We start from the raw sequence: 20,748 nt of genomic DNA on the forward strand, positions 1-20,748 counted from the left end.
CTAGAGGCTATTCGAATCGTCCGGACGCGTGGCTGAGCATTGTGTACACCTTGCCCGCGTCGGCCGTCAGCAGGTCGAGCGATTTCGAGCCGTCGCGATCGTCGCGGCTTGTCTCGACGAGCAGATCCTCGAAATGCGCGATGTAGCGATCGGCGGTCGTGCGGAATTCCTGATCGACGCGATAGCGGCAACGGATTTCCTCGAACGTCTGATGGCCCTGCGCTGTATACAGACGCCGGCCGAAAAGCCCGTTTTTCTCGCCGCGCTGATAGCGGCGCCACAGCTCCGCGACGGCGGCGTTGTCGACCATGCGCGCGATGTCGAGCGTCAGACTGTCGAGCGCGCCCGCCGTCGCCAGCGACCGCGCCGCGCGCGGCTGTTGCGGCGCGTCGTCGAGGGACGCGCGCTCGAGGAGATTGCTCAGCCAGCCTCCGTGCGGCTCCCGCGCGCTTGCTGAATTCTGCGCGGCGCGCGCCGGCGCGGCCTCGGGGCGCGCCGTCTGATCGGCGCTAGCGCGTCGCGGCGGCGCGCTTTGTTCGGCGATGTCATAGACTCTGCCCGAACGCGCAACGATGTCGGTGAGTTCGTTCAGCGCCTTCACCTGATCGCCCACGACTCGTCGCAGCGCCGCCGCTTGTTCGGCGGTTTCGCGCGGCAGTTCGGTCGCGCCGCGGCGCACTTCCTCACGCGTTTCCTCGATCTCGCGATGGATGTCGCGCGCGAGGCCGCGAATCTCGTCTGTCGCGGCGTCGAATTTCGAGCGCGCGTCGCCGAACAGACGGACGATCTCGTCATTGGCTTGCGAGAAGGCGGCGCGCAGCGCTTCCGACGTCTGCTCGCGTTCGCCTTCCGCGGCGGCGCGCACCGCCGCGAAGCGCGCCTCGATCAGATCGGCGGTCTGCCGTGACGTTTCGCTCAGCGCGCCTCCAAGATCGCGCGAACGCTCTTCGATCGAGCGGAACGAACGATCCATCAGCTCCCCGAACTTCGTCGTCGCGTTTTCGAGTTCGGCGCGGCGACCCTCGACGAGACTCATCAGCTCTTCGAGCGAATGTCGGCGGGACGCCAGGACCGCGTCGAGCGCCTGCTGGCTTTGCGCCAGTTTCTCCGCGCTCTGCGCCAGCGTGTGTTGCCGTTCGTCCAACGCGTCGACGATGGCGGAGGCGTCGCGCATCGAGTCGCCGGCCACCGCGCTGACATGCTCGACCTGCGCCGAGGCTTCGTTCATCGCGCCATGGAATTCCGCGATGCGCTTGCCGAGCTCCTCTTCGAGCGTGGCGAGATTGCCGCCGGCCTTGCCGATGATGGCGTGCAGCGAGGCGTTCGTCTGACCAAGCGAGTCGAGCAGGGTCGGCAGCTCGTCGCGAATCCGGTCATTGGTCTCGAGCAGGGCCGCAACCGAGGTCTGCGCGCTCGTTTCCAATGTCAGCGCCAGCGCCTCGCGGGAGGCGTCGAGCGCGTCCGCAAGCTCGTCGCGCTTGACGCCGAGGCTTGAGACAAGCGCGGCGCTGCTGTTCTCGACGGCGCTCGTCACAAGATCGCCGATCGTCGTCAATTCTTGCGCAACGGCGCCGCCGCGCGCGTCGAGCACCGAATGCATCTGCGTGAGACGCGCATCGAGCAGGTTGCTGATTTCCGCAATTCGTTCGGCGAGCGACTGTCCGAGATCGTCGGACTGCGCATGGAGAGCCGTATCGAACTCGTGCCGCGCGCCGGCCATGATGTCCTTGATGTCCTGCAGCCTCGCGCTGATCGTGTCGACGACCAGTCGGCCGCGTTCGTCGATCTCCGAAGACACAGCGCTCAGCCGGCTGACGACATTGGTCTCGAAAAGCTCGATGCGATTGTCGAGAGTCGACTCCAGCTCCTTGGCCTGGCCTCCCAGAGTCTCGTTGATCTCCTCCGTCTTCACCGCCAATGTCTGAGCGAGTTCGCTGGAGCGGGACAGCAGCACCCAGTCGACGTCCTTAATCTTGGCGTCCAGAGCCTGCATGACTTGGCGTCCGCCGTCTTCCATCACCCGCGCCACTTCAGACGCGTGCTTGGCGAGCGCCTCCTGGAGCAACTGGCCGCCCATGCCGAGGCCGGCGTCAACGCGTCCGACAAGCTGGTCGATGCGCTCCGCCGCTTCCATCGTCCGCGCGTTGGCGACGCTTTCGAAGGCGTCGATCTTGGTCGACATCGTCGAAGCGATGTCGACTGCGCGCACGCTGAGCTTTTCGACGAGATGGCCGCCCTTGCTCTCGATCGTGTCGTCGATGTGGGCCAGTCTGGCGTCGATCTCGTCAGCGAAATGGCGAGAGTTGTGGCCAATACGGTCGTTGTAGTGCTCGACCTGCGCCGAGAGCCGGTCGACGAGCGCGCCGCCCTGCATGCGAATGGTTTCATCGAGCGACTGCAGCCGGTCGTCGATGTCATGGGCGATCTTCTGCGCCTGCGCGTCGAAACGGGCCGCCGCATCCACCGCCTGCGTCGTCAGATTGTCGACGAGCTGACCGCCTAGGCCGCCGCTCACGCCCTCGACGACCGCCAGGCGCTGCGTGAGTTCGGCGCTGAGCCGTTCGGCGTGGCCGCCGACCCGGTCGGCGAGTTCGCCGCCGTCGCGCAGCAGCGCATTCTCGAATTGCGTCAGCTGCTCGCCGAGCGTGGCCGCGATGCGCTGGCCATGGTTGGCGAGCGAATTCACGACTTGCTTGCTTTCCGACAGGACGGCGTCCTCAAAGGCGCCGAACCGATCGTCCAGCAGTTCGTGCAGCCGTTCGCCTTGGGTCGCGATCGCCAGCACGGCGTCGCTCGCCGTATTTGCGAAACGATCATGCATGGTCGCGGCGTTTTCGGTGAGCGCTGAAGAAGCGTCGGCCACCGTTTGGCGCAGCTTGTCGCTCAACGCCGCGCCGTGCGTCTCGAATTCCTGCAGCGCCAGCTCGCGCGTCGTCTCCATGGTCTTGGCGACGAGCATGCCCGCCGTCTCGAGCGCATTGAGCCGCTCGTCGAGCAATTCGTCGACGCGCGTCGCATGTTCGCCGACCACCGACGCCACGCTTTCGCTGTGACGCTTGATGGCGTCTTCGAAGGCGCCGAGCTTGTCGGTGAGGCCGAGTTCTGCGCTGTCCGCATGCGTCGCCAGGCGTTGCGCGATCTCGCCGCCCTGCCGCACGAGCACGTTCTCAATCGCCTCGAGACTCTGTGCGACAGAGTCGCTGACTTGTCCGCTGTTGCGCGCGACGGCGTCTTCGAAGGCGGCGAGCTTGTCGCCAAGGTCCTCGGCGGCGCGCTCGGTGCGCGCGGCGACCCGCGAGGCCAATTCTTCGCCCTGCCGCGCGACCGCGTCTTCCAAGGTCGAGAGCCCTTGCGAAAAAGCCGCCGTCGCGCGTTCGCTGTGTTCGCCGACGCGATGCGCGATTTCCTCGCTATGCCGGGTGACGGCGTCTCCGAAGGCGGCGAGTTGCGCCGAAAGGCCCGAGGCGGCGCGTTCCCCGCGTTCGCCGACCCGTTCCGCGATGTCGTCGCCTTGGCGAATGACCGCCTCTTCAAAGGCGGCGAGTTGCGCCGTGAGCGTCGCCGTCGCGCGTTCGCCTTGCTCGCCCACGCGCTGCGCGAGCTGTTCTCCGCGCCGCGTGACGGCGTCTTCGAAGGAGGCCAGCTGAGCGGCCAGAGTCGATGTCGCGCGTTCGTTCTCTTCGCTCACGCGATGGGCGACGTCGTCGCTGTGGCGCACGACCGCGTCCTCGAAGGCCGCAAGCTGCGAGGTAAGCGCCGACGTCGCGCGTTCGCCATGTTCGTCGACGCGCGCGGCGACCTGGTCGCTGTGCCGCGCAACGGTCTCCTCGAAGGCGGCCAGCTGGGCGGCGATGGTCGACGTCGCGTGTTCGCCATGTTCGCTGACGCGCGCGGCGACGTCGTCGCTATGCTGCGTGACCGCTTCCTCGAAGGCGGCGAGCTGCGCCGACAATGTCGTGGTCGCGCGTTCGCTTTGCTCGCCGACCCGCTCGGCGACTTCGTCGCTGCGACGATTGACGGATTCTTCGAATGCGGAAAGCTGCGCGGAGATCGCCGACGTGACGCGCTCGCTGTTTTCGTCAACGCTCTGGGCGATCTCCTGGCTCCGCTGGGCGATCTCCTGGCTGCGCTGGGCGATCGCGCTTTCGAAGGCGGCGAGCTGGGCCGTGACCTTGCTCGCGGCGCGCTCGCTGTGCTCGGCGACCTGCGAGGCGACGTCCGTGCCTTGGCGCGCAAATGTCTCCTCGAAGGCGGCGAGACCGTCCAACATCACGGAGCTGACGTGGTCGCCATGTTCGGCGACGCGCATGGCCGCTTCCGAACTGTTGCGCACGACGGCGTCCTCGAAGGCGGCGAGGCGCTCTGCGAGAGTTGTCTCGATCTGCAGCCCTCGTTCGGCGATGCGCTGCGCGATGTCGCCGCCCTGTCCGAGCACCGTCTGTTCGAACGCGTGAAAGTTCTCCGCAAGGGTTTCGTTGACGCGGTCGCCGTGCTGACCGATCGCCGACACGGCTTCGCTGGCCAGGGAGACGAAGCGTTCCTGCAAGGCGTCGACCTGATCGACGAGTTGCGCCGAGCTCTGGCTCAGGCTGCGCGAGATCGCGTCATGAAGCGTTTGCCCGCGCACCTCGAATTCGTTCTGCGCCTTGTGATGCGTGTCTTCGAGCAGGCTGACGATGCGGGTTTCCGCAGTTTCGAACGTCGATTTGGCGTTTTCGACATGCTCGGTGACTCTCGCCTGGAGACGTTCCTGGGTTTCCGCGACGGAGCGCTCAAAAGCGCCGCCCTGCGTTTCGATCGTTTCGCGAATTGCGCAGCCGGTCTCGGCGAGCTGCGCGACGATCCGCTCTCCCTGGCCGCCAACCGCGTCGGAGAGGCCGGCGCCGAGCTCTTCGAAGCGTTCGAGCATTTCGGCGCTGCGCGCGCCGAAATCGCTCGCGATGGCGTCGCCGGCGGTTTCCAGCTTGCGGCCGACCTCTTCGATTCCGTCGGCGAAACGGCGGCTGACGTCGTCGCTCGCGCCGGACACTTTCTGCGCGACTTCGTCGCCCGTCTGATTGAGCGCGATCAGCACGCGCTCGCCGTGGCTCGCCAGAGTCGACTCGAAGGCGTCGCCCGCCTCTTCGAGGACGCCCCGGATTTCTTCGCCTTTGGAGCCGAGCGAGGAGGCGACGCGCGCGCCCGCCTGGCTTACCGCTTCAGCAAGGTGAACCGAAGTCGTGGCGAGCTCCTGAGACAGCGCCTCGCGCGCGCCAAACAGCGCCGTCCGCGCGTTATCGGCGTTGACGACGATGGCTTCGCGTTCGCGCGTCAGCTCGTCGATGAGCAGCCGAATGCGCCGTTCATTCTCGGTGTAGGAGCGTTCGAGATTCGTGACCTCGGTGCGCACGATCACTTCGAGCTCGCCGGCGCGCGCCAGGGCGCGTTCAATGCCGTCTCCCATGGAGGCGGCTTCCCGCCGGATCGCCTGAGAGAGCGAGACGACCTGCTCCGTGGCCACCGTCTCCGGTTCGATGAGGCGAATGGCCACTTCCGTCATGGAGTTGGCGATGAGCCGCATCTCATGGGCGCGGCGCGCCATCAAGCCGGTGAGGAAGAGAAAGACGAGGGGCGCGATCAGCGCGGCGAAAGTCAAAACCGGCTTCGGCGCCAGCATCGAGGCGTCGGCGTCGAGAATCTCGCCCTGATGGAAAAAGGCGTAGAGCGCCCAACAGGCGGTCCAGAGCGCCATCGAAGCAAAGGTGACCGCCATGATCGAGCCGCTCGGCTTGATCTGCAGCGCCTGCCGCAACTCGCCGACCGTGCGCCGGTCGTCGTTTGCGGGCGCAAAGGCGGGCGCGATGGCGCCGTGCTGCTGCTGAGCCCGGTTCGGCTGCTCGCCGAGCGCCGACTTCCGGTGGTCTCCGGCATGCGCGTCCGCTTTCTGGCTCTGGCCCGGGCCGGATCGATCGTTCGCCTCATCCGCGGCCCCGGCGGCGTCCGGCATGGCGCCAAGATCGAGCGCCTCCTCCATCGCCGTCAGAGCGGCGGACGCCGCGTCCTGAATCTTTCCCGATGTCGCCATTCGCCCTCTCCAGCCGGCGCGGACGCGTGTCGTCCGGCCGATTCCACGGCCCGCCGCTCAGCGACCGCCGGTGAGTAAAGATTAACCAAACTTTACAGCCCCTCCCGGGCAATTGAAACATGCGCGGGAGTCGTATTGGGAAACTTCGTTAACGCTCCCTTCAGGTTCGAAGCGCCAGTCTCCACGTTAGGGGCCGTTCGGCCGGCATATCCGACGACCTTCAAAACGGTCGATGATGCGGTAAATATCAGGGGAATTAGGAATGGGGATGGCGAAACTGGCGGAATCGACGTTTCTCAACTGCGAAGCTCAAACGCAGCCGTTTTCCAGCGTCGATGCGGAGCCGCCGATCGACTTGGTCCATCTGTCGCGCCAGACCTTCGGCGACCATGAGCTCGAATGCGAGCTGCTGGGGCTGTTCGAGGCGCAGGCGGGGCAATTCGCGGAGCGTTTGCGGGCGCCCGCCGCATTCGGCGACGCCGACTGGCGCATCGGTCTGGCGCATACGATCAAGGGTTCGGCGCGCGCGGTCGGCGCCTTTGAGGTCGGGCGGGCGGCCGAGTCCTATGAAGAGGCGCTCCGCGCCGGGGATCCGAGCGCGGTCAATCTGGCGCGCAGTCTCGACGCCGCCATCGGACGGGCGCGCGGCGCGATCGCTCTGCTTCTGAGCGGCGCGAGATCAGAACGGTCCGACCGGGAAATATTTTAAGTAAAGCTCGCCGAAGACGCCCCGCTGGGCGAGGCGGGCCAGCGCATAGTCGAGCGCGTGGCGGAGCGGCGCATTGCCTTTTTTCACAGCGATGCCGACGCCTTCGCCAAAATATTTCGGATCGGTGAAGGGGCCGTCGCGAAAGGCGCAGCAGCCCGCCGCCTCTGCGCCGTTCAGCCAGTAGGAGAGGGAGATCGCATCCCCGAACAGCGCCTGGACCCGGCCGTTCTTGAGCGCATTGCGGGCCAGGGCGGGCGTCTCGAACGTCACCAGGGTCGAGCGCGGGTAGAACGCCTTCAGGAAGGCTTCGTGGCGGGAGCCGGCGACGACGGCGACCGGGCGGTCGGCAAGGGCGGCGGGAGAGGCGGACTTCAGGGTCGTGTCCGTCTGCATGGCGAAGCGGCCCGGCGTCAGCATGTAGGGGCCGGAAAAATCGACCTGGCCGCGAGTCTCATCGTTGATCGCCAGCGAAGCGATGATCGCGTCGCCGCTATTGTCGTTGAGCGCGGGAATGAGCAGATCCCACCGCCTTCTCTGGATGGTGCAGGCGATATCCAGCTCGACGCAGATCGCTCGGGCGAGATCGATGTTGAACCCGGCAACCTGTCCGTCGGACAGCAGGAAGTTGAACGGGGGATAGTCGTCCTCCGTCAGGAAGCGGATCTGACGCAATCCCGAGAGATCCGGCTTTTCCGGCGTGCGGTTCGGATCCCAGAATGACGGCGTCGTCGCCACAGCCGGGCTTTGCGCTTGGGGCGCGCCGGGAGTCGGCGCGTTGTCGGCCGCCGCACCTGCGAGGCCAGACGTCAGGAACAATGCGGCGAGCGCCGCGCGAAGCGAAGCGAAGCGGCGCGGCTTTTTCATACGGCGCATAAAATTATTGCGTGGCCCTTGCTTGAGGTCGATAGTCGCTCGCAGGCTGCTTGCGCTTGCCGGATTTATTGCATGAATTTTATTCCAATCGATAGTGTCGCTTCGTCGGCTCCCCAGATCAAGGACGATTTTCGTCAGCCCGTCGGTCGCCGGGCGCTCGTCGACTCCCCCATGCTTCGCCGGGCGCCGCCGCCGCGCGCGGCCGCTGTCCGCTCCCTTCCGGTCGAAATCGCATTTCTTGCGGATCATGGCGTGCCGGAGGAGGTGCTGCGCTTCGCCGCGACGACCGCGCGCCGCCACGGCGTTTGCGCCGATGAAGCGCTGCTTGCCGAACGACTCGTCTCCGAAGACGTGTTTTACCGCGCGCTGGCCAAGCATCTCGACGTGGAATTCGCCGACGAGGCGATTGACCTTTGTCCGTCAGGGCTCGCGACCGCGGGGCTGGGCTATGCGCGGATCCGCGATTCTTCGAGCGGCTTTCTTTGGCTGTTCGCGCCGAGCGGCGGCGGCGTATCGCGTTTGATGAACGCGCGCCGCGCGTCGAGAGGACGGCCGCTGTTCGTCATCACCACGCGCACGCGCTTTCTCAAGGCGGCGCGCCGCGTCGATCCGGCCAACGCCGCGCGCGACGCGACCGTTCTCGTCGAACGCGTCGACCGAGAGTTGTGCGTGCGCGGCGGGCTTCGACGCCGACAGGTGGAGAGCCTGCTCGTCGCGCTCGTCGCATTGATCGCGAGTCTTTTTGCGCCCTTTTTCCTTTTGCGCCTCGTAAGCGCCTTGGCGCTCGCCGGCGGCTTCTTTTGTGGCGTTTTCCTGAGATTGTTCGCCTGCGCGGCGAGCTTTCAACGATGCGACGAGCCCGAGCGGCTCGCCAGCGACGCGCAGCTGCCGGTCTACACGATTGTGCTGGCGCTCTATCAGGAAGCCGCCGTCGCGCGCCAACTCGCCCGCGCGATCGACCGTCTCGATTACCCGCGCGCGAAGCTCGACGTGAAGTTCGTCATCGAAGCCGATGATGAGCCCACGGCCGCGGCGCTGCGGGCGCATGCGCCGCGCGCGCCGCACGAGATCGTCGTCGCGCCGGAGGGCGCGCCGCGCACCAAGCCGCGCGCCCTCAACCTCGCCATGCCGCTCGCCCGCGGATCGCTCGTCGCCGTGTTCGACGCTGAAGACCTGCCGGAGCCGCGCCAGTTGCGCCACGCGGCGACGCTTTTCGCCGGCCTGCCGTCGAACGTCGCCTGTCTGCAGGCGAGCCTTGTCATCGACAATGGGGATCTGAATTGGATGACCGCCATGTTCGCCCTCGAATATGCGGCGCTCTTCGACGTCTACAACAGAGGGCTCGCATCGATGGGAATGCCGTTGTTCCTTGGCGGAACGTCGAACCATTTCCGCATCGAGGCCCTGCGCGCGATCGGCTTCTGGGACGCGTTCAACGTCACCGAGGACGCGGATCTCGGATTGCGTCTGGCGCGCGCCGGCTTCGAGGTGCGAACCTTCGCCTCGCAAACCTTCGAAGAGGCGCCGGCGGTCTTCGGCGCGCTGGTGAAACAACGCACGGCTGGTTCAAAGGCTGGATGCAGACATTCATCGTGCATTGCCGGCGGCCGGCGCGCCTTTTTGTCGATCTCGGCGCCCAGCGCGCCATTGCCGTTCTTGCAATGTTTGCGGCGGGATTGTTTGGCCCTTTGCTGGGGCCGTTTCTCGCCGTGCGCATGGCCTATGACGCGCTGTTTGGAGCGATGTTGTCGCCTGTCACGCCGCTCGACGTCGCCTTGAGCACCCTGTGGTGCTCTTTGGCGATCGCCGGCGTCATTTCGCTCGTCCTGCCGCTCGCGCTCGGCATGCGCCGACGCGGTCTCGCCCGCTTTCGCCGTCAACTGGCGTATCTGCCGGCCTGGCTGATGATGCTGAGCATCGCCGCCTGGCGCGCGCTCTACCAATTATGGCGGCGTCCCTTCCATCGGGAAAAGACCCAGCATGGCCTCACGACGCGCGGCGTTCCCGATGCGGATGGCTCTGCGGACCCGTTCGTCTCAAGCGAACAGCCACTGTTTGATCAGGAAGCCGGCGCTTAGCGCTTTGCCGTAATGCTCATGCAGCGCGACGTGGGTCATGCCGGCCCGCGGCAGATCCGATTTCTTCAGTCGCTTGAAGAAGGGGATGAGCACGTCCTCGAAATTCGCCACCGTGTATTTTCCGGCATGGCGGTCGGCCACGCGCTCGGCGACATTGGTGAACAGCAGCGTCAGCGCCTTGAACAGCGCCGGATGCGCGATCTGCTCATCGGCGTTGTGCAAACCGAGGCCGTGCCGGCATGCGCGGTAATAGCCGTTGAGCACCCCGTAAACTTCTTCGGCGCGCGCATCGATGAAGGCGCCCTTGATCGAGCGCAGCGCGGCGTTGAAGGTGACGCGCGAAATCGTGCCCTTGCGCCGTTCCGCGGGGCTCAGCAGGCCTTTGAGCGCGCTGTCGTCGCGCGTGTGGAAAAGATCGAAGACGTCATGCAGCAGCGCGTCGGCCTGGGTCTCGACTTCCGAGAGGCGACGGATGTCGAGCAGCAGTTCATTGGGCACCGGCCGCTGCTTGGTGTTGATGTCCATGAACAGCCGGCATTCTTCCGAGCGCTTCAGCCTGTTGTAGATCACGACCGGCACGTCGACGGCGTGTTTCGCCAGTTTGAAGCCGAACACGCGATGCTGCCCGTCGATGATGAGGAAGGCGCGGGGGTCTTGCCGAAAGGTCAGCGCGCCGGTGGCGCGGTCATAATGCATATAGGCGCGCGACTGCGCCGACAGCACGACGGCGCCGGGGACCGTGCCGAATCCCGCGTCGATATAGCGGGCGATGGATTTGGCGCGTTTTTCATCAAGCAGGCGCTGGAAGCCTTCAAGGGGGTTTTCGACGCGCGGCTCGACCACGCAGGTGTCGGCGAGAAGGCTGCTCGGCAGCACCAGCGCGTAAAAGCGATGCTTGCCCTGGGAGACGAGCTGCGCCGGCGCGCTGATCACATTTTTGTCTGTGGCGGCCGCGGCGGCGGCGCGACATTCAGCCCCTTCATCCGTCAACGGGGCGGATTCGGCGATGTCGCTGAGCGTGTCCCGATCCATGTCCTGATCCCTCGAAAGCGCGAACTTTTGACAGCGTTCGCGACAGCTGACTCGACGAATCGACCGACACTCGGGCGAAACGCTATGCGGGAAAAGAGTCAGGAGCAAGACGGGTTGGGCGGCGGCGGGCCGAATTTGCGTTCCACAAGGCGCCGGAACGCACATCGGCGACACTTTCGATGAGGTCGATCAGCGTCGGAAGAGGCGACAGATCAGACGCAGGAGTGCGGCGTTGAACGCGAGGCAGCAGCCTGTCAGCGCCAAGTTCCAGATTGCGCCGTCGCCGAAGAAACCGTCTGGGACGAATGAGAGCCAGGGCTGCGCCAGCAGGACCGCGAAGACCCCCGCCAGCGGCGAGGGGTCGACGCCGAAAAGACCGCGCTCGCTGATCGGCACGAGGAGAAGCGCCAAGGTCGCCGAAATCACATAGAGCCAGAAAACGCCCTTGCAGAGCCGATTCAACATTGGGCCTCTCGCAGGTTGGCGTCTCGAGCGCAAGAAAGTCCTGGCTTGGGGAAGCGGATTAGCCGCCGAAGATGACGGCGTCGGGGATTTCAAATCGCTCTGTCGCCCCGATCAACACTTGGTTCAGATCCACCGTCTTTTCGGAGCGGATTCGGTCCCGGGAGTCTGAGGACTGCGCCTTGCCGCGCTTGAAATATATGTTGCGTATTCCGCCGTCGGGCCAGAACACCCGAACCGTGGCGTCGCTGTCGCCCTGACGAATGACCCCAAAGCGGCACTGCGCCATTGGCTGGCCCGCGTAGCGCGCGCAAGGTATTTCCCCGGTCGCGTGGAACGCGGTCCCCGCGACCTTGGCGTCGCCGGCCAATGTCTGCGTCGCCCGCGTCGACGGGCGCGCTCCGGCGGTCGGCGCGTCCTCCGCGAAGGCGGCGGACAGCAAGGCGAAGACGCCGGCGGCGCAGACGGACAAGGCGGTTGGATTCATGGTTTGGCGTTTCCCAGCTGACATCGGCCCAATGATCCCCTGCCGCAAAGGTTCGAAACGGCGCGCGTCGCGCGCCGGGAGAACAACGTCGCCCGGACCGGCTATTCAAGCGGCGACCCCGTCGCATCCTCAGTAAGCAATACCTTGGCGCCCGTCGCATCCACCGGCCGCGCCGGTTGAACGGTCGGATTGGACGGATAGGATTTCCCGTCAAACGTCATGGCGACGGTTCCGGCCTTGATCCCGCCGCCGGAGATGGAAACGAACAGGTCGCGCCAACCCTTGCTGCTGGCGTCGAGCACGCCAATCGGAGTCCGCGTGACGGAAGCGTCCATCACCACGTCGAAGGTCGCGCCGCGCGGCGTCAGGACAAGCGCGCCGCATCCGCCCGAGCCGCACCACATCGGGCCGACGATATAGACGATCGCCTCGTCCTGGCCGTCCGCGTTCAGGTCGAAGAATGCGATCGCGGCCTCGGTTCGCCCGATGTCTACGGTGTGGACTTGATTGCGCAGATAGGTCTTGAGAAAGGCGCGAACACTTGCCTCGTCCGCCGCCGCCGAGACGCAGAGCATCGCGGTTGCGGCTGTCAGGAATCGAATGGCTCGAAACATGGACGTCTGCGCCCCCGGCGGATCCGCGCGCCACGCCGACGACGCAGCGCCCGGCGCGGACCGAATTCATCCGGATAGGACAAGTATGGTCTTTCTCGGCGATAAAAAGATCGTCGCGCGCTCGTCGCGCAAATTAGTCGCTGGTGCGCGAGGACCAGGTCGCATGCGAGACGCCGTCGAGCGCGGCGAGCGATTCGACCACGGCGTCGAGCTGCGCGCCTGTTACGCTGGACGTCGCCAGCGTCGCGACGATCTCGACATCGTCTTCGCGTTCATTTTCCACAACGTCCTGGATGGGATAGGCGGCGCCTTCGAGCCGCTCGATCACGACGTCGCGAATGGCGTCGCGCCGGGCTTCGCTCGTGGCGACGCGGACCTCATAGACCGCCTCAGTCGCGCTCTCGTCGATCGGCGCGCGTTCGATCCAGCGCACGAGCGGCCGCAGGAAGGTATTTCCCGCGAGCACGAAGGCGGCGAGCAAGACGGCTTCGGCCGGCCGGTCGGCGCCGGCGAAAGCGCCCATCACCGCCGAGCACCATATGGTCGCCGCGGTGTTCAGCCCGCGAATATTCATGCCTTCCTTGATGATGACGCCGGCGCCGAGAAAGCCGACGCCCGAGGCCACATAGGCCAGCACCTGCGTTGCGCCCTGATTTCCCATCAGCCGCATGCCGAGATCGACGAAGGCGGATGCGCCGAGCGCGACCAGCGCATTGGTGCGTAAGCCGGCGTTGCGCTGGCGATATTGGCGCTCGGCGCCGATCGCGGTGCCGAGAACGATCGCCACGCTCAGCGATACGAACGTGTTGAGAATTTCCGCGCCGTCGAAATTCGCAATGGCGATCATGGCCCTTCACCCTTCGGCGTTCCGCTGACCGGCTTATAGGGGGATGGACAATCATTGTCGCGGCCGACGCAGCGCCCAGGAGTTTTGTTTTGACCGTCGCGCGTCGCTGCTGTATGAAGGCTGCGCTGCGCCGCAGCATGAGGCGCTCCAGCCGCGTATGGTCGACGTTTCCGTCGACGAGCTGTCGAGCGCCCCCTTTTCCCACTCTGACGGCCCGTTACGCGGGGCCCGATCTCTTTTTAGCCCCGGGCTGGCGCTCTTGACGCGCCGGCCGTCGCGGCTCGAATCGACAACTGAAAGCAACAACTGAAGTGACGACATTCTCCGATCTCGGCCTGAACGAGATCCTGCTGCGCGCGCTTGCGCGCGAAGGCTACAACACGCCGACGCCGGTCCAGGCGCAGGCCATTCCCGCTCTCATGCAGGGACGCGACCTTCTCGGCGTGGCCCAGACCGGCACAGGCAAGACGGCGGCGTTCGCTCTGCCGATCCTGCACCGGCTGCTCGCCGAACGGCGGCGTCCTGCGCCCCATACGGCGCGCGCGCTGGTTCTCGCGCCGACGCGCGAACTCGCGACTCAGATCGCCGACAGCTTCCGCGCCTATGGCCAGTTCTTTCGTCCAAGCGTCGGCGTCATCGTCGGCGGCGTCTCGCATCGTCCGCAGATCGACATGCTGGCGCGCGGACTCGACGTGCTGGTCGCGACGCCCGGCCGGCTTCTCGACCACATCGGCAGCGGCAGGCTGAAACTTGCGGCGACCGAGGCGCTGGTGCTCGATGAAGCCGATCATATGCTCGACCTCGGATTCATCGTGCCGATCCGCCAGATCGTCGCCAAACTGCCGAAGCAGCGCCAGACGCTGCTGTTCTCGGCGACCATGCCGCGCGAAATCGCCGCGCTCGCCGACGACATGCTGCGCGATCCGGCGAAAGTCTCGGTGACGCCGGCGGCGACCACCGCCGAGCGCGTCGCGCAGCATGTGTATCTCGTCGCAAGCAGCGCCAAGCGGGACCTGCTTCTCGAATTGCTGGGCGACCGGGAAATTGCGCGCGCGATCGTGTTCACGCGCACCAAGCGCGGCGCCGATCGCGTCGCGCAGCATTTGGAGAGCGCCGGCGTCGGTGCCGACGCCATTCACGGCAACAAGAGCCAGAGCCAGCGTCTGCGCGCGCTGGACGCTTTTCGCAACGGACGCACGCGCGTGCTCGTCGCGACGGACATCGCCGCGCGCGGCATCGACGTCGACGGCGTGACGCATGTCGTCAATTACGAATTGCCGGAGGTCGCGGAAGCCTATGTGCATCGCATCGGTCGCACCGCGCGCGCCGGCGCGACCGGCCGGGCGATTTCGCTGTGCGACAATGGCGAGCGCCCGCTGCTGCGCGCCATCGAGAAGCTGACGCGGCAGACGCTTGACTGCACAGACCGGCGCGGCGCCGACGTCCGCGAGGACGACGGCGAACCGGCGCGCCGGGCGCCCAGAGGGCCCCGGGGGCCGAAGGGTCCGCAATCGCCGGCGCCGCATCGGAACGGCGCGCAGCATCCGCGGCGCGACGGGCAGCGTCCGGCCGGAACGCGCCCTGGGGGCGCGCCCGTCAATGGGCGCAAGCGGCGTCCCAATGGCGGCGCGCGTCATGCGCAGGCGAGCCGTCCGCAGGGATAAGGCTATAGTCATGGCCGCTTCGAATCGAGGACGGCCATGATCTACGATCTTCTCATCGTCGGCGGCGGGATCAACGGCTGCGCCATCGCGCGCGACGCCGCCGGACGCGGCCTCGCCGTGCGGCTCGTCGAGCAGGGCGATCTTGCGCAGGGCACCTCATCCGCCTCGACGAAGCTCATCCATGGCGGTCTGCGCTATCTCGAGCTCTATGAATTCCGGCTCGTGCATGAGGCGCTCGCCGAGCGCGAGCTGCTGCTCGCCGCCGCGCCGCACATCATCTGGCCGCTGAAATTCGTTCTGCCCTACGAGAAGGGGCTGCGGCCCGTCTGGATGCTGCGGCTGGGGCTCTTCCTTTACGACCATCTCGCGCGCCGCAAGCGACTCGAAGCGTCGCATATGGTGACGCTCGCCGGCGATCCGCTCGGCGCGCCGCTCCGCGACGTCTACCGCGTCGCCTTCACTTACGCCGACTGCTGGGTGGACGATGCGCGGCTCGTCGTTTTGAACGCGCGCGACGCGGCGGAGCGCGGCGCGACGATCAGCGTCGGCGCTCAGCTCGTTCATGCCGAGCGACGCGACGACCGCTGGCGCGCGTCGCTCGCGGATGGCGAGACGATCGAAGCGCGCGCGCTGATCAATGCCGCCGGTCCCTGGGTGTCGCAGGTCATGGAAGATGCGCTGCGCATCCACTCGCGCAAGCATGTGCGGCTCGTGAAGGGATCGCATCTGGTTCTGCGCAAGCTGTTCGATGGGCCGCAGGCCTATATTCTGCAAAATCCCGACGGCCGCATCGTTTTCGCGATTCCCTATGACCGCGATTTCACGCTCGTCGGCACGACCGACGTTTCCCACGATGCGCCGCCGGGCGCAGTCGTGATCAGCGACGCAGAAACTGACTATCTGCTCAATTCGCTAAATCATTTCCTGCGCAAACCAGCGACACGCGACGACATCGCGTCAAGCTACGCCGGGCTGCGGCCGCTCTATGACGACGGCGCGCTCGCAGCCTCGGTCGTGACCCGCGACTATGCGTTCGATCTCGACGCGCCCGAAGACGCGGCGCCGTCGCTGTCGATCTTCGGCGGCAAGATCACCACGGCGCGCCGGCTCGCCGAACATGCGCTCGGCGAACTCGCGCGCTTCTTTCCCGGCGTCGGCGAAGGCTGGACGGCCGACGCCGTCTTCCCGGGCGGCGATATGCCGGACGGCTTCGACAGATTTCTCGATGATCTCAAACGCGACAAGCCGTTTCTCGGCGATCAATTGTCGCTGCGCCTCGCGCGCGCCTATGGCGCGCGCGTCTTCGAGATTTTGAATGATGCGCGCGCAAACGGCGATCTTGGCCGCGACTTCGGTTGCGGCCTGACCGAGGCGGAGATCGCCTATCTGCGCGAAAAGGAATGGGCGCGCACGGCCGACGACATTCTGTGGCGCCGCTCCAAGCTCGGCCTTCATATGAGCGACGCGCAGCAGCAGGCGCTGCTGGCGTATGTTGGCGCTTAACCAATGGCGCGCATGTCATGGCCGGTCTCGCGCCGGCCATCCGCGTGGATGGCCGCGTCAAGCGCGGCCATGACGTCGTTGGATTGCCCCGTTCGACGTTCTGTCAATCCCCAAGCGCCGCATGCGATTCATTGACCGACGCGCCGCCGTCGATCACCGTCTTCGCCAGTCCCGGCGCGGCGACGGCGACATTCTCTGCAAAGAAGCGCGCGAGCGCGGCGTAACGCGCCGCGTTGGGGTTGTTCTCCTGCGCCGCAGTCTTTGCGCCCTTCACGAGCAGCGTCGCGCCGCGCGCCAGCGCGAAGAGGCGCAGATAGGGCGTCGCGCCGGCAAGCGCTCCGGCGAGTTCCGCGTCGGGGAGAAACGCGCTCGCCTGCGCCAGCGCTTCGACCGATTCGCGCAAGCGCTCCTGCGAGAAATCCGCCGCGCGGGCGATGGCGCGCATGTCGTCGATCTCGCGCGCAAGCGCGGCGCCGTCGCCGCCGCGGATCTTGCGCGTGACGAGATCGATCGCCTGAATGCCGTTGGTGCCTTCATAGATGGCGCAGATGCGCGCATCGCGCATGAGCTGCGCGACGCCGGTCTCCTCGATATAGCCCATGCCGCCGAACACCTGAATGGCGAGCGACGTCGTCTCATTCGCGACATCGGTCGAAAACGCCTTGGCGACCGGCGTGAGCAGGCTGGCGCGTTCATGCGCCGCCGCGGCGCGCGCCGAATCGTTTTCGCGGCGCGCGCAATCGATGGCCGCGGCGGTCTCGTAGCAAATCGCCCGCGCGGCCGCCGTTGAGCTCATCATGGTCAGCAGCATGCGCGCGACGTCGGGATGTTCGATGATGGCGCTCGTCTCTTTGGCGCCGGGCGCGCGCCCCTGTTTGCGCTCGCGCGCATAGCCGAGCGCGATCTGCGTCGCGCGTTCGGCGAGCGCGACGCCCTGCAGGCCGACCGAAAGGCGGGCGTTGTTCATCATCGTGAACATGCAGGCGAGGCCCTTGTTCTCCTCGCCGATGAGATAGGCGACGGCGCCGTCCTGATCGCCATAGATCATCGTGCAGGTCGGCGAGCCGTGGATTCCGAGCTTATGTTCGATCCCGCCGCAGCGCAGGTCATTGTGGCGCGTGAAGGCGCCGGAGTCGTCGGCCAGGAATTTCGGCGCCAGAAAGAGCGAAATGCCGCGCGTGCCCTGAGGCGCGTCGGGCAGACGCGCAAGCACGAGATGCACGATATTCGGCGCAAGATCGTGCTCGCCGTAGGTGATGAAAATTTTCTGACCAAAGAGACGGTAGGAGCCGTCGTCGGCGCGTTCGGCGCGCGTCCGCATCAACCCGAGGTCGGAGCCGGCGCCGGGCTCGGTCAGATTCATCGTCGCCGTCCATTCGCCGCTGACGATCCTGCGCAGATAGGTCTCTTTCAGCGCGTCGCTCGCGTGCGCCTCCATCGCTTCGATCGCCCCATGGCCGAGCAACGGACAGACGGCGAAAGCGATGTTGGCGGCGTTCCAGATCTCGGTGCAGCCGGCGTTGAGCAGGGCCGGGAGGTCCAGTCCGCCATAGTCCTGCGCGGCGGCGATGGCGTTCCAGCCGCCTTCTTGCCATTGCCCGTAAGCTTCACGCCAGCCTGGAGGCGTCGCGACGGCGCCGTCGGCGTATCTCGCGCCGACGCGATCGCCGATCTTGTCGAGCGGCAGCAGAACCTGTTCGGCGAATTTCGCCGCCTCGGCCAGCGTCTGTTCGGCGACGCCGTCCGCAATGTCGCCATATCGCCCGCCCGGCTCGATTGCGCCTTCGCCGGCCGCGAGGCGAAGCGCAAAAAGAATGTCGTCGAGCGGCGCGCGATAGGTCATGCGATGTTCTCTCCAATCCGAATCGTTCGATGGAATCTAGCGCGCCTGCGCGGCCGCACAGGCATGTGCGTCAAAACGCATATTTCGCTTCATCAGTCCGACATTTGAAGAAGTATGGGTAAGAAATGGCGCTTCAATTATGAGGAGCGGGCGTCGGCGGCGCGCGCGGCGCATCAGGATATCAGCCGCACATTTGCGCGGCTCACGAACCGCAATGACGAAAACGATCCTGCGACGATCGCCTGGAAGGCGGCGATCGCCCGCTTTCGCGACGCGTTGCGGCTCGCTTATCCGCCCGATTTCAGAGAGGATCTCGAACGGCTGAAAGCCGGCGACGCGCGCGGACTCGAGGGCGCGATTCGCTTTCTCGAAGCCGATCCGATGTTTTTCGGTTCGGGCTACGCCAAGGCCGATCTCATTCGTTTCATTAATCGCATGGCGCTAACCGAGGATCAGGCGGAGCGCCTGCGCGGCGTGTCTCTCGCGATGGTAGACCGACGCGCGTCGCAGGAATTTCGGCGCTATTGCCGACTGGCTGCAAAAATCAACCATCCGCGTCTGCAAGAGGAGTTGCGGAGTCGCGCGGAGAGCGGCGATCCCGGCGTCGCACGACGCGCGCGCTGGATGCTCGCCTATGTCGAACCGCCACATTGCGCACGGCGCGCAGGCCCAGTAAAATTGGCGATCATCGGTTCGGCACGTCAGAGGGGCTAATGCCGCTTTTCACCTATCGCTGCAATGACTGCGCACATGAGTTCGAGACTTTGTCGCATTTCGATGAAACGCCCGCATGCCCGTCTTGCGGCGGCGTCCAGGTCGAACGTCAATTGTCCCTGATCGCGCGTCCCGCCGCGGGCGGAGAGACGGGGGAGAGCTGCGCCGCGATGTCGGGCGGCGCGCCCTGTCCGAGCTGCCCGGCGTTAGCGGGCCAGATGTGACGTCGGCGGCGGCGCTTCTTGGGGCGCGCCGCATCGTCGTTCCAGCCAATGGAATCTCGTTCGAGATTTTTGAAGCCGGCGCAGGGGACCGCGTCGCGCTGCTGCTGCATGGCTTTCCCCAGCACGCCGTCATGTGGCGTCATCTCGTCGGGCCGCTCGCCGCGGCGGGATATCGGGTCTGGGCCATCAATCAGCGCGGTTACGGGGCGACCAGTCGTCCACGGGAGAAAGACGCCTATTCGCTCGAAGCGCTCACGCATGATGTCGCGGCGCTGATCGACGCCGCCAATCCGGCCTCGGTCGCGCTGATCGGCCACGACTGGGGCGGCTTCGTCGCCTGGACCGTCGCCATTCGCAAATTGCGCCGCATCGACGCGCTCGTCGCGCTGAACATTCCGCACCCTTTGTGCTTCCGGCGGGCGCTCGAAGAGGAATGGAGACAGAAGCTCAAATCGGCCTATGCCGGCTTTTTTCAGCTGCCCTGGCTCCCCGACCGGCTGCTCGCCGCAGGCCGAGGCGCCGTCGCCGCGCGGCTGATGCAAATGGTCGCAGGGCGGGAGGGCGTCTTCTCGAAAGAGGCGATGGACATCTATCGCGCCAATGTCTCGGCGCCGGGGGCCGCAACCGCGATGCTCAACTGGTACCGCGCCGCGGGCCGCGACATTCTCGAGGCCGAAGATCTCGATCAGCCGATCGATGCGCCCACGCTTGTCGTCTGGGGGCTGGAGGATGCGGCGCTCGGCGAATCATGTCTCGACGGCGCCGAGCGCTATGTTCGCGATCTCCGGATCGAGCGAATGCCGGGCGTGTCGCATTGGACGCCCGAAGACGCCCCTGAAAGGGTTCATGGTTTGATTTTGGATTTTGTGTAAATATTCGGCGCTTGCCTTCGCAAAAAGCGGCGTGGCGGGGGCTCGAACTGTTGACTTGGCGCGCAGGCGTGGGAATCTCTTTATAAGGTCCCGGACTGCGCGTCCGGCGGTCGCTGTTTTGCGCCTTCGGCGCAGCGGCCGGCTTTTGGCCAAAGAAGGAGATGATCCATTCGCCGTCCAATGAAGAGCGTCGCAGCCCCCCAGAAGGAAGGGCCGCGCATAAATCGGGAAATTCGCGCGCGAGAAGTGCAGCTAATCGATTCCGAGGGGAAAAATCACGGCGTCGTCCAATTGCCGGACGCGCTTGGCATGGCTGAGGGCGCGGGGCTCGACCTCGTCGAGATTGCGCCCAATTCCGCGCCCCCCGTCTGCAAAATACTTGATTACGGGCGTTTTCGCTTCGCCGAGCAGAAGAAGGCCGCCGAGGCCCGCAAGAAGCAGAAGATCGTCGAGGTGAAGGAGATCAAGCTCCGGCCGGGCATCGACGAACATGATTACGACGTGAAAATGAAGGCGGTGCGCCGCTTCTTCGAAGAGGGCGACAAGGTTAAGGTCACCCTTCGCTTTCGCGGCCGCGAGATCGCGCATCAGGACATTGGCTATCGACTGCTGTCGCGCGTGAAGGCGGAAACCGCCACGCTGGCCAAGGTCGAACTCGAACCGTCCATGGAAGGGCGGCAAATGGTGATGGTGCTCGCGCCTCGATAGCGCGCGCCTCGCCGCATGGGGCAGGGGCCGGACTGCGGCCGAGGGGTGGCGATC

At 65.9% G+C, this 20,748-nt stretch carries 17 protein-coding genes; 9 read left to right on the forward strand and 8 right to left on the reverse strand.

Annotated elements, in window-relative coordinates; translation table 11 throughout:
* Positions 1-7: 7 nt before the first annotated feature.
* The gene (locus AB7F41_RS06300; RefSeq protein ID WP_428406458.1) at positions 8-6,064 is read right to left on the reverse strand and encodes an apolipoprotein acyltransferase; all 6,057 of its coding nucleotides are present in this window, start codon (positions 6,062-6,064) and stop codon (positions 8-10) included.
* A gap of 268 nt (positions 6,065-6,332) precedes the next feature.
* On the opposite strand from AB7F41_RS06300, the gene AB7F41_RS06305 reads away from it, so the two are divergent.
* Complete coding sequence (locus tag AB7F41_RS06305; RefSeq protein WP_428383810.1) at positions 6,333-6,773, forward strand: Hpt domain-containing protein; 441 nt, start codon at positions 6,333-6,335, stop codon at positions 6,771-6,773.
* On the opposite strand, the gene AB7F41_RS06310 is transcribed toward AB7F41_RS06305, so the two are convergent.
* Positions 6,744-7,646: a transporter substrate-binding domain-containing protein gene (locus tag AB7F41_RS06310; protein WP_428383808.1), complete on the reverse strand. Its 903-nt coding sequence runs from the start codon at positions 7,644-7,646 to the stop codon at positions 6,744-6,746. The two genes, AB7F41_RS06305 and AB7F41_RS06310, sit on opposite strands and share 30 nt — an antisense overlap.
* A gap of 72 nt (positions 7,647-7,718) precedes the next feature.
* Here AB7F41_RS06310 and AB7F41_RS06315 point away from each other — a divergent pair, with 72 nt between their 5' ends.
* Positions 7,719-9,425 (forward strand): glycosyltransferase, encoded by a 1,707-nt coding sequence (locus tag AB7F41_RS06315; protein WP_428383806.1) that lies wholly within the window; start codon positions 7,719-7,721, stop codon positions 9,423-9,425.
* Positions 9,389-9,724, forward strand: coding sequence for a hypothetical protein (locus tag AB7F41_RS06320; RefSeq protein ID WP_428383804.1), 336 nt, complete (start codon positions 9,389-9,391; stop codon positions 9,722-9,724). Before AB7F41_RS06315 ends, AB7F41_RS06320 begins: the two co-directional genes overlap by 37 nt.
* Here the strand turns inward: AB7F41_RS06320 and AB7F41_RS06325 are convergent.
* The 5 genes from AB7F41_RS06325 to AB7F41_RS06345 all read right to left on the reverse strand — a co-directional run bounded on the left by AB7F41_RS06325 (position 9,683) and on the right by AB7F41_RS06345 (position 13,166).
* Complete coding sequence (locus AB7F41_RS06325; RefSeq protein ID WP_428383802.1) at positions 9,683-10,756, reverse strand: DGQHR domain-containing protein; 1,074 nt, start codon at positions 10,754-10,756, stop codon at positions 9,683-9,685. The two genes, AB7F41_RS06320 and AB7F41_RS06325, sit on opposite strands and share 42 nt — an antisense overlap.
* Positions 10,757-10,945: 189 nt before the next feature.
* Entirely contained in the window at positions 10,946-11,221 is a 276-nt protein-coding gene (locus AB7F41_RS06330) for a hypothetical protein (protein WP_428383800.1), read from the reverse strand.
* Positions 11,222-11,279: 58 nt separating this feature from the next.
* On the reverse strand, positions 11,280-11,705 hold the full coding sequence (locus tag AB7F41_RS06335) for a hypothetical protein (RefSeq protein WP_428383798.1): 426 nt from the start codon (positions 11,703-11,705) through the stop codon (positions 11,280-11,282).
* Positions 11,706-11,806: 101 nt separating this feature from the next.
* Entirely contained in the window at positions 11,807-12,319 is a 513-nt protein-coding gene (locus tag AB7F41_RS06340; protein ID WP_428383796.1) for a hypothetical protein, read from the reverse strand.
* A gap of 133 nt (positions 12,320-12,452) precedes the next feature.
* On the reverse strand, positions 12,453-13,166 hold the full coding sequence (locus tag AB7F41_RS06345) for an MgtC/SapB family protein (protein WP_428383794.1): 714 nt from the start codon (positions 13,164-13,166) through the stop codon (positions 12,453-12,455).
* 311 nt (positions 13,167-13,477) lie between these two features.
* On the opposite strand from AB7F41_RS06345, the gene AB7F41_RS06350 reads away from it, so the two are divergent.
* Positions 13,478-14,830 carry a DEAD/DEAH box helicase gene (locus tag AB7F41_RS06350; RefSeq protein WP_428383792.1) on the forward strand — a complete coding sequence of 451 codons (1,353 nt, stop codon included), beginning with the start codon at positions 13,478-13,480 and terminating at the stop codon, positions 14,828-14,830.
* 36 nt (positions 14,831-14,866) lie between these two features.
* Positions 14,867-16,333 carry a glycerol-3-phosphate dehydrogenase gene (locus tag AB7F41_RS06355; protein ID WP_428406459.1) on the forward strand — a complete coding sequence of 489 codons (1,467 nt, stop codon included), beginning with the start codon at positions 14,867-14,869 and terminating at the stop codon, positions 16,331-16,333.
* 103 nt (positions 16,334-16,436) lie between these two features.
* On the opposite strand, the gene AB7F41_RS06360 is transcribed toward AB7F41_RS06355, so the two are convergent.
* Positions 16,437-18,176 (reverse strand): acyl-CoA dehydrogenase, encoded by a 1,740-nt coding sequence (locus tag AB7F41_RS06360; protein ID WP_428383788.1) that lies wholly within the window; start codon positions 18,174-18,176, stop codon positions 16,437-16,439.
* A 114-nt stretch (positions 18,177-18,290) separates the two neighbouring features.
* On the opposite strand from AB7F41_RS06360, the gene AB7F41_RS06365 reads away from it, so the two are divergent.
* The 4 genes from AB7F41_RS06365 to infC all read left to right on the forward strand — a co-directional run bounded on the left by AB7F41_RS06365 (position 18,291) and on the right by infC (position 20,694).
* Positions 18,291-18,890, forward strand: coding sequence for a hypothetical protein (locus AB7F41_RS06365; protein WP_428383786.1), 600 nt, complete (start codon positions 18,291-18,293; stop codon positions 18,888-18,890).
* Entirely contained in the window at positions 18,890-19,114 is a 225-nt protein-coding gene (locus tag AB7F41_RS06370; RefSeq protein ID WP_428383784.1) for an FmdB family zinc ribbon protein, read from the forward strand. The genes AB7F41_RS06365 and AB7F41_RS06370 overlap by 1 nt, the downstream gene beginning before the upstream one ends.
* The gene (locus tag AB7F41_RS06375) at positions 19,111-19,986 is read left to right on the forward strand and encodes an alpha/beta fold hydrolase (protein WP_428383782.1); all 876 of its coding nucleotides are present in this window, start codon (positions 19,111-19,113) and stop codon (positions 19,984-19,986) included. Before AB7F41_RS06370 ends, AB7F41_RS06375 begins: the two co-directional genes overlap by 4 nt.
* 180 nt (positions 19,987-20,166) lie before the next feature.
* On the forward strand, positions 20,167-20,694 hold the full coding sequence (gene infC, locus AB7F41_RS06380) for a translation initiation factor IF-3 (RefSeq protein WP_428383780.1): 528 nt from the start codon (positions 20,167-20,169) through the stop codon (positions 20,692-20,694).
* Positions 20,695-20,748 lie beyond the last annotated feature (54 nt).

This window comes from Methylocystis sp. (assembly GCF_050251305.1).
Classification (GTDB): Bacteria; Pseudomonadota; Alphaproteobacteria; order Rhizobiales; family Beijerinckiaceae; genus Methylocystis.

Coding starts and splice junctions, on each gene's coding strand:
- AB7F41_RS06300 (WP_428406458.1), bottom strand. CDS start 6,064: ATGGCGACATCGGGAAAGATTCAGGACGCGGCGTCCGCCGCTCTGACG.
- AB7F41_RS06305 (WP_428383810.1), top strand. CDS start 6,333: ATGGCGAAACTGGCGGAATCGACGTTTCTCAACTGCGAAGCTCAAACG.
- AB7F41_RS06310 (WP_428383808.1), bottom strand. CDS start 7,646: ATGCGCCGTATGAAAAAGCCGCGCCGCTTCGCTTCGCTTCGCGCGGCG.
- AB7F41_RS06315 (WP_428383806.1), top strand. CDS start 7,719: ATGAATTTTATTCCAATCGATAGTGTCGCTTCGTCGGCTCCCCAGATC.
- AB7F41_RS06320 (WP_428383804.1), top strand. CDS start 9,389: ATGTTGTCGCCTGTCACGCCGCTCGACGTCGCCTTGAGCACCCTGTGG.
- AB7F41_RS06325 (WP_428383802.1), bottom strand. CDS start 10,756: ATGGATCGGGACACGCTCAGCGACATCGCCGAATCCGCCCCGTTGACG.
- AB7F41_RS06330 (WP_428383800.1), bottom strand. CDS start 11,221: ATGTTGAATCGGCTCTGCAAGGGCGTTTTCTGGCTCTATGTGATTTCG.
- AB7F41_RS06335 (WP_428383798.1), bottom strand. CDS start 11,705: ATGAATCCAACCGCCTTGTCCGTCTGCGCCGCCGGCGTCTTCGCCTTG.
- AB7F41_RS06340 (WP_428383796.1), bottom strand. CDS start 12,319: ATGTTTCGAGCCATTCGATTCCTGACAGCCGCAACCGCGATGCTCTGC.
- AB7F41_RS06345 (WP_428383794.1), bottom strand. CDS start 13,166: ATGATCGCCATTGCGAATTTCGACGGCGCGGAAATTCTCAACACGTTC.
- AB7F41_RS06355 (WP_428406459.1), top strand. CDS start 14,867: ATGATCTACGATCTTCTCATCGTCGGCGGCGGGATCAACGGCTGCGCC.
- AB7F41_RS06360 (WP_428383788.1), bottom strand. CDS start 18,176: ATGACCTATCGCGCGCCGCTCGACGACATTCTTTTTGCGCTTCGCCTC.
- AB7F41_RS06365 (WP_428383786.1), top strand. CDS start 18,291: ATGGGTAAGAAATGGCGCTTCAATTATGAGGAGCGGGCGTCGGCGGCG.
- AB7F41_RS06370 (WP_428383784.1), top strand. CDS start 18,890: ATGCCGCTTTTCACCTATCGCTGCAATGACTGCGCACATGAGTTCGAG.
- infC (WP_428383780.1), top strand. CDS start 20,167: ATGAAGAGCGTCGCAGCCCCCCAGAAGGAAGGGCCGCGCATAAATCGG.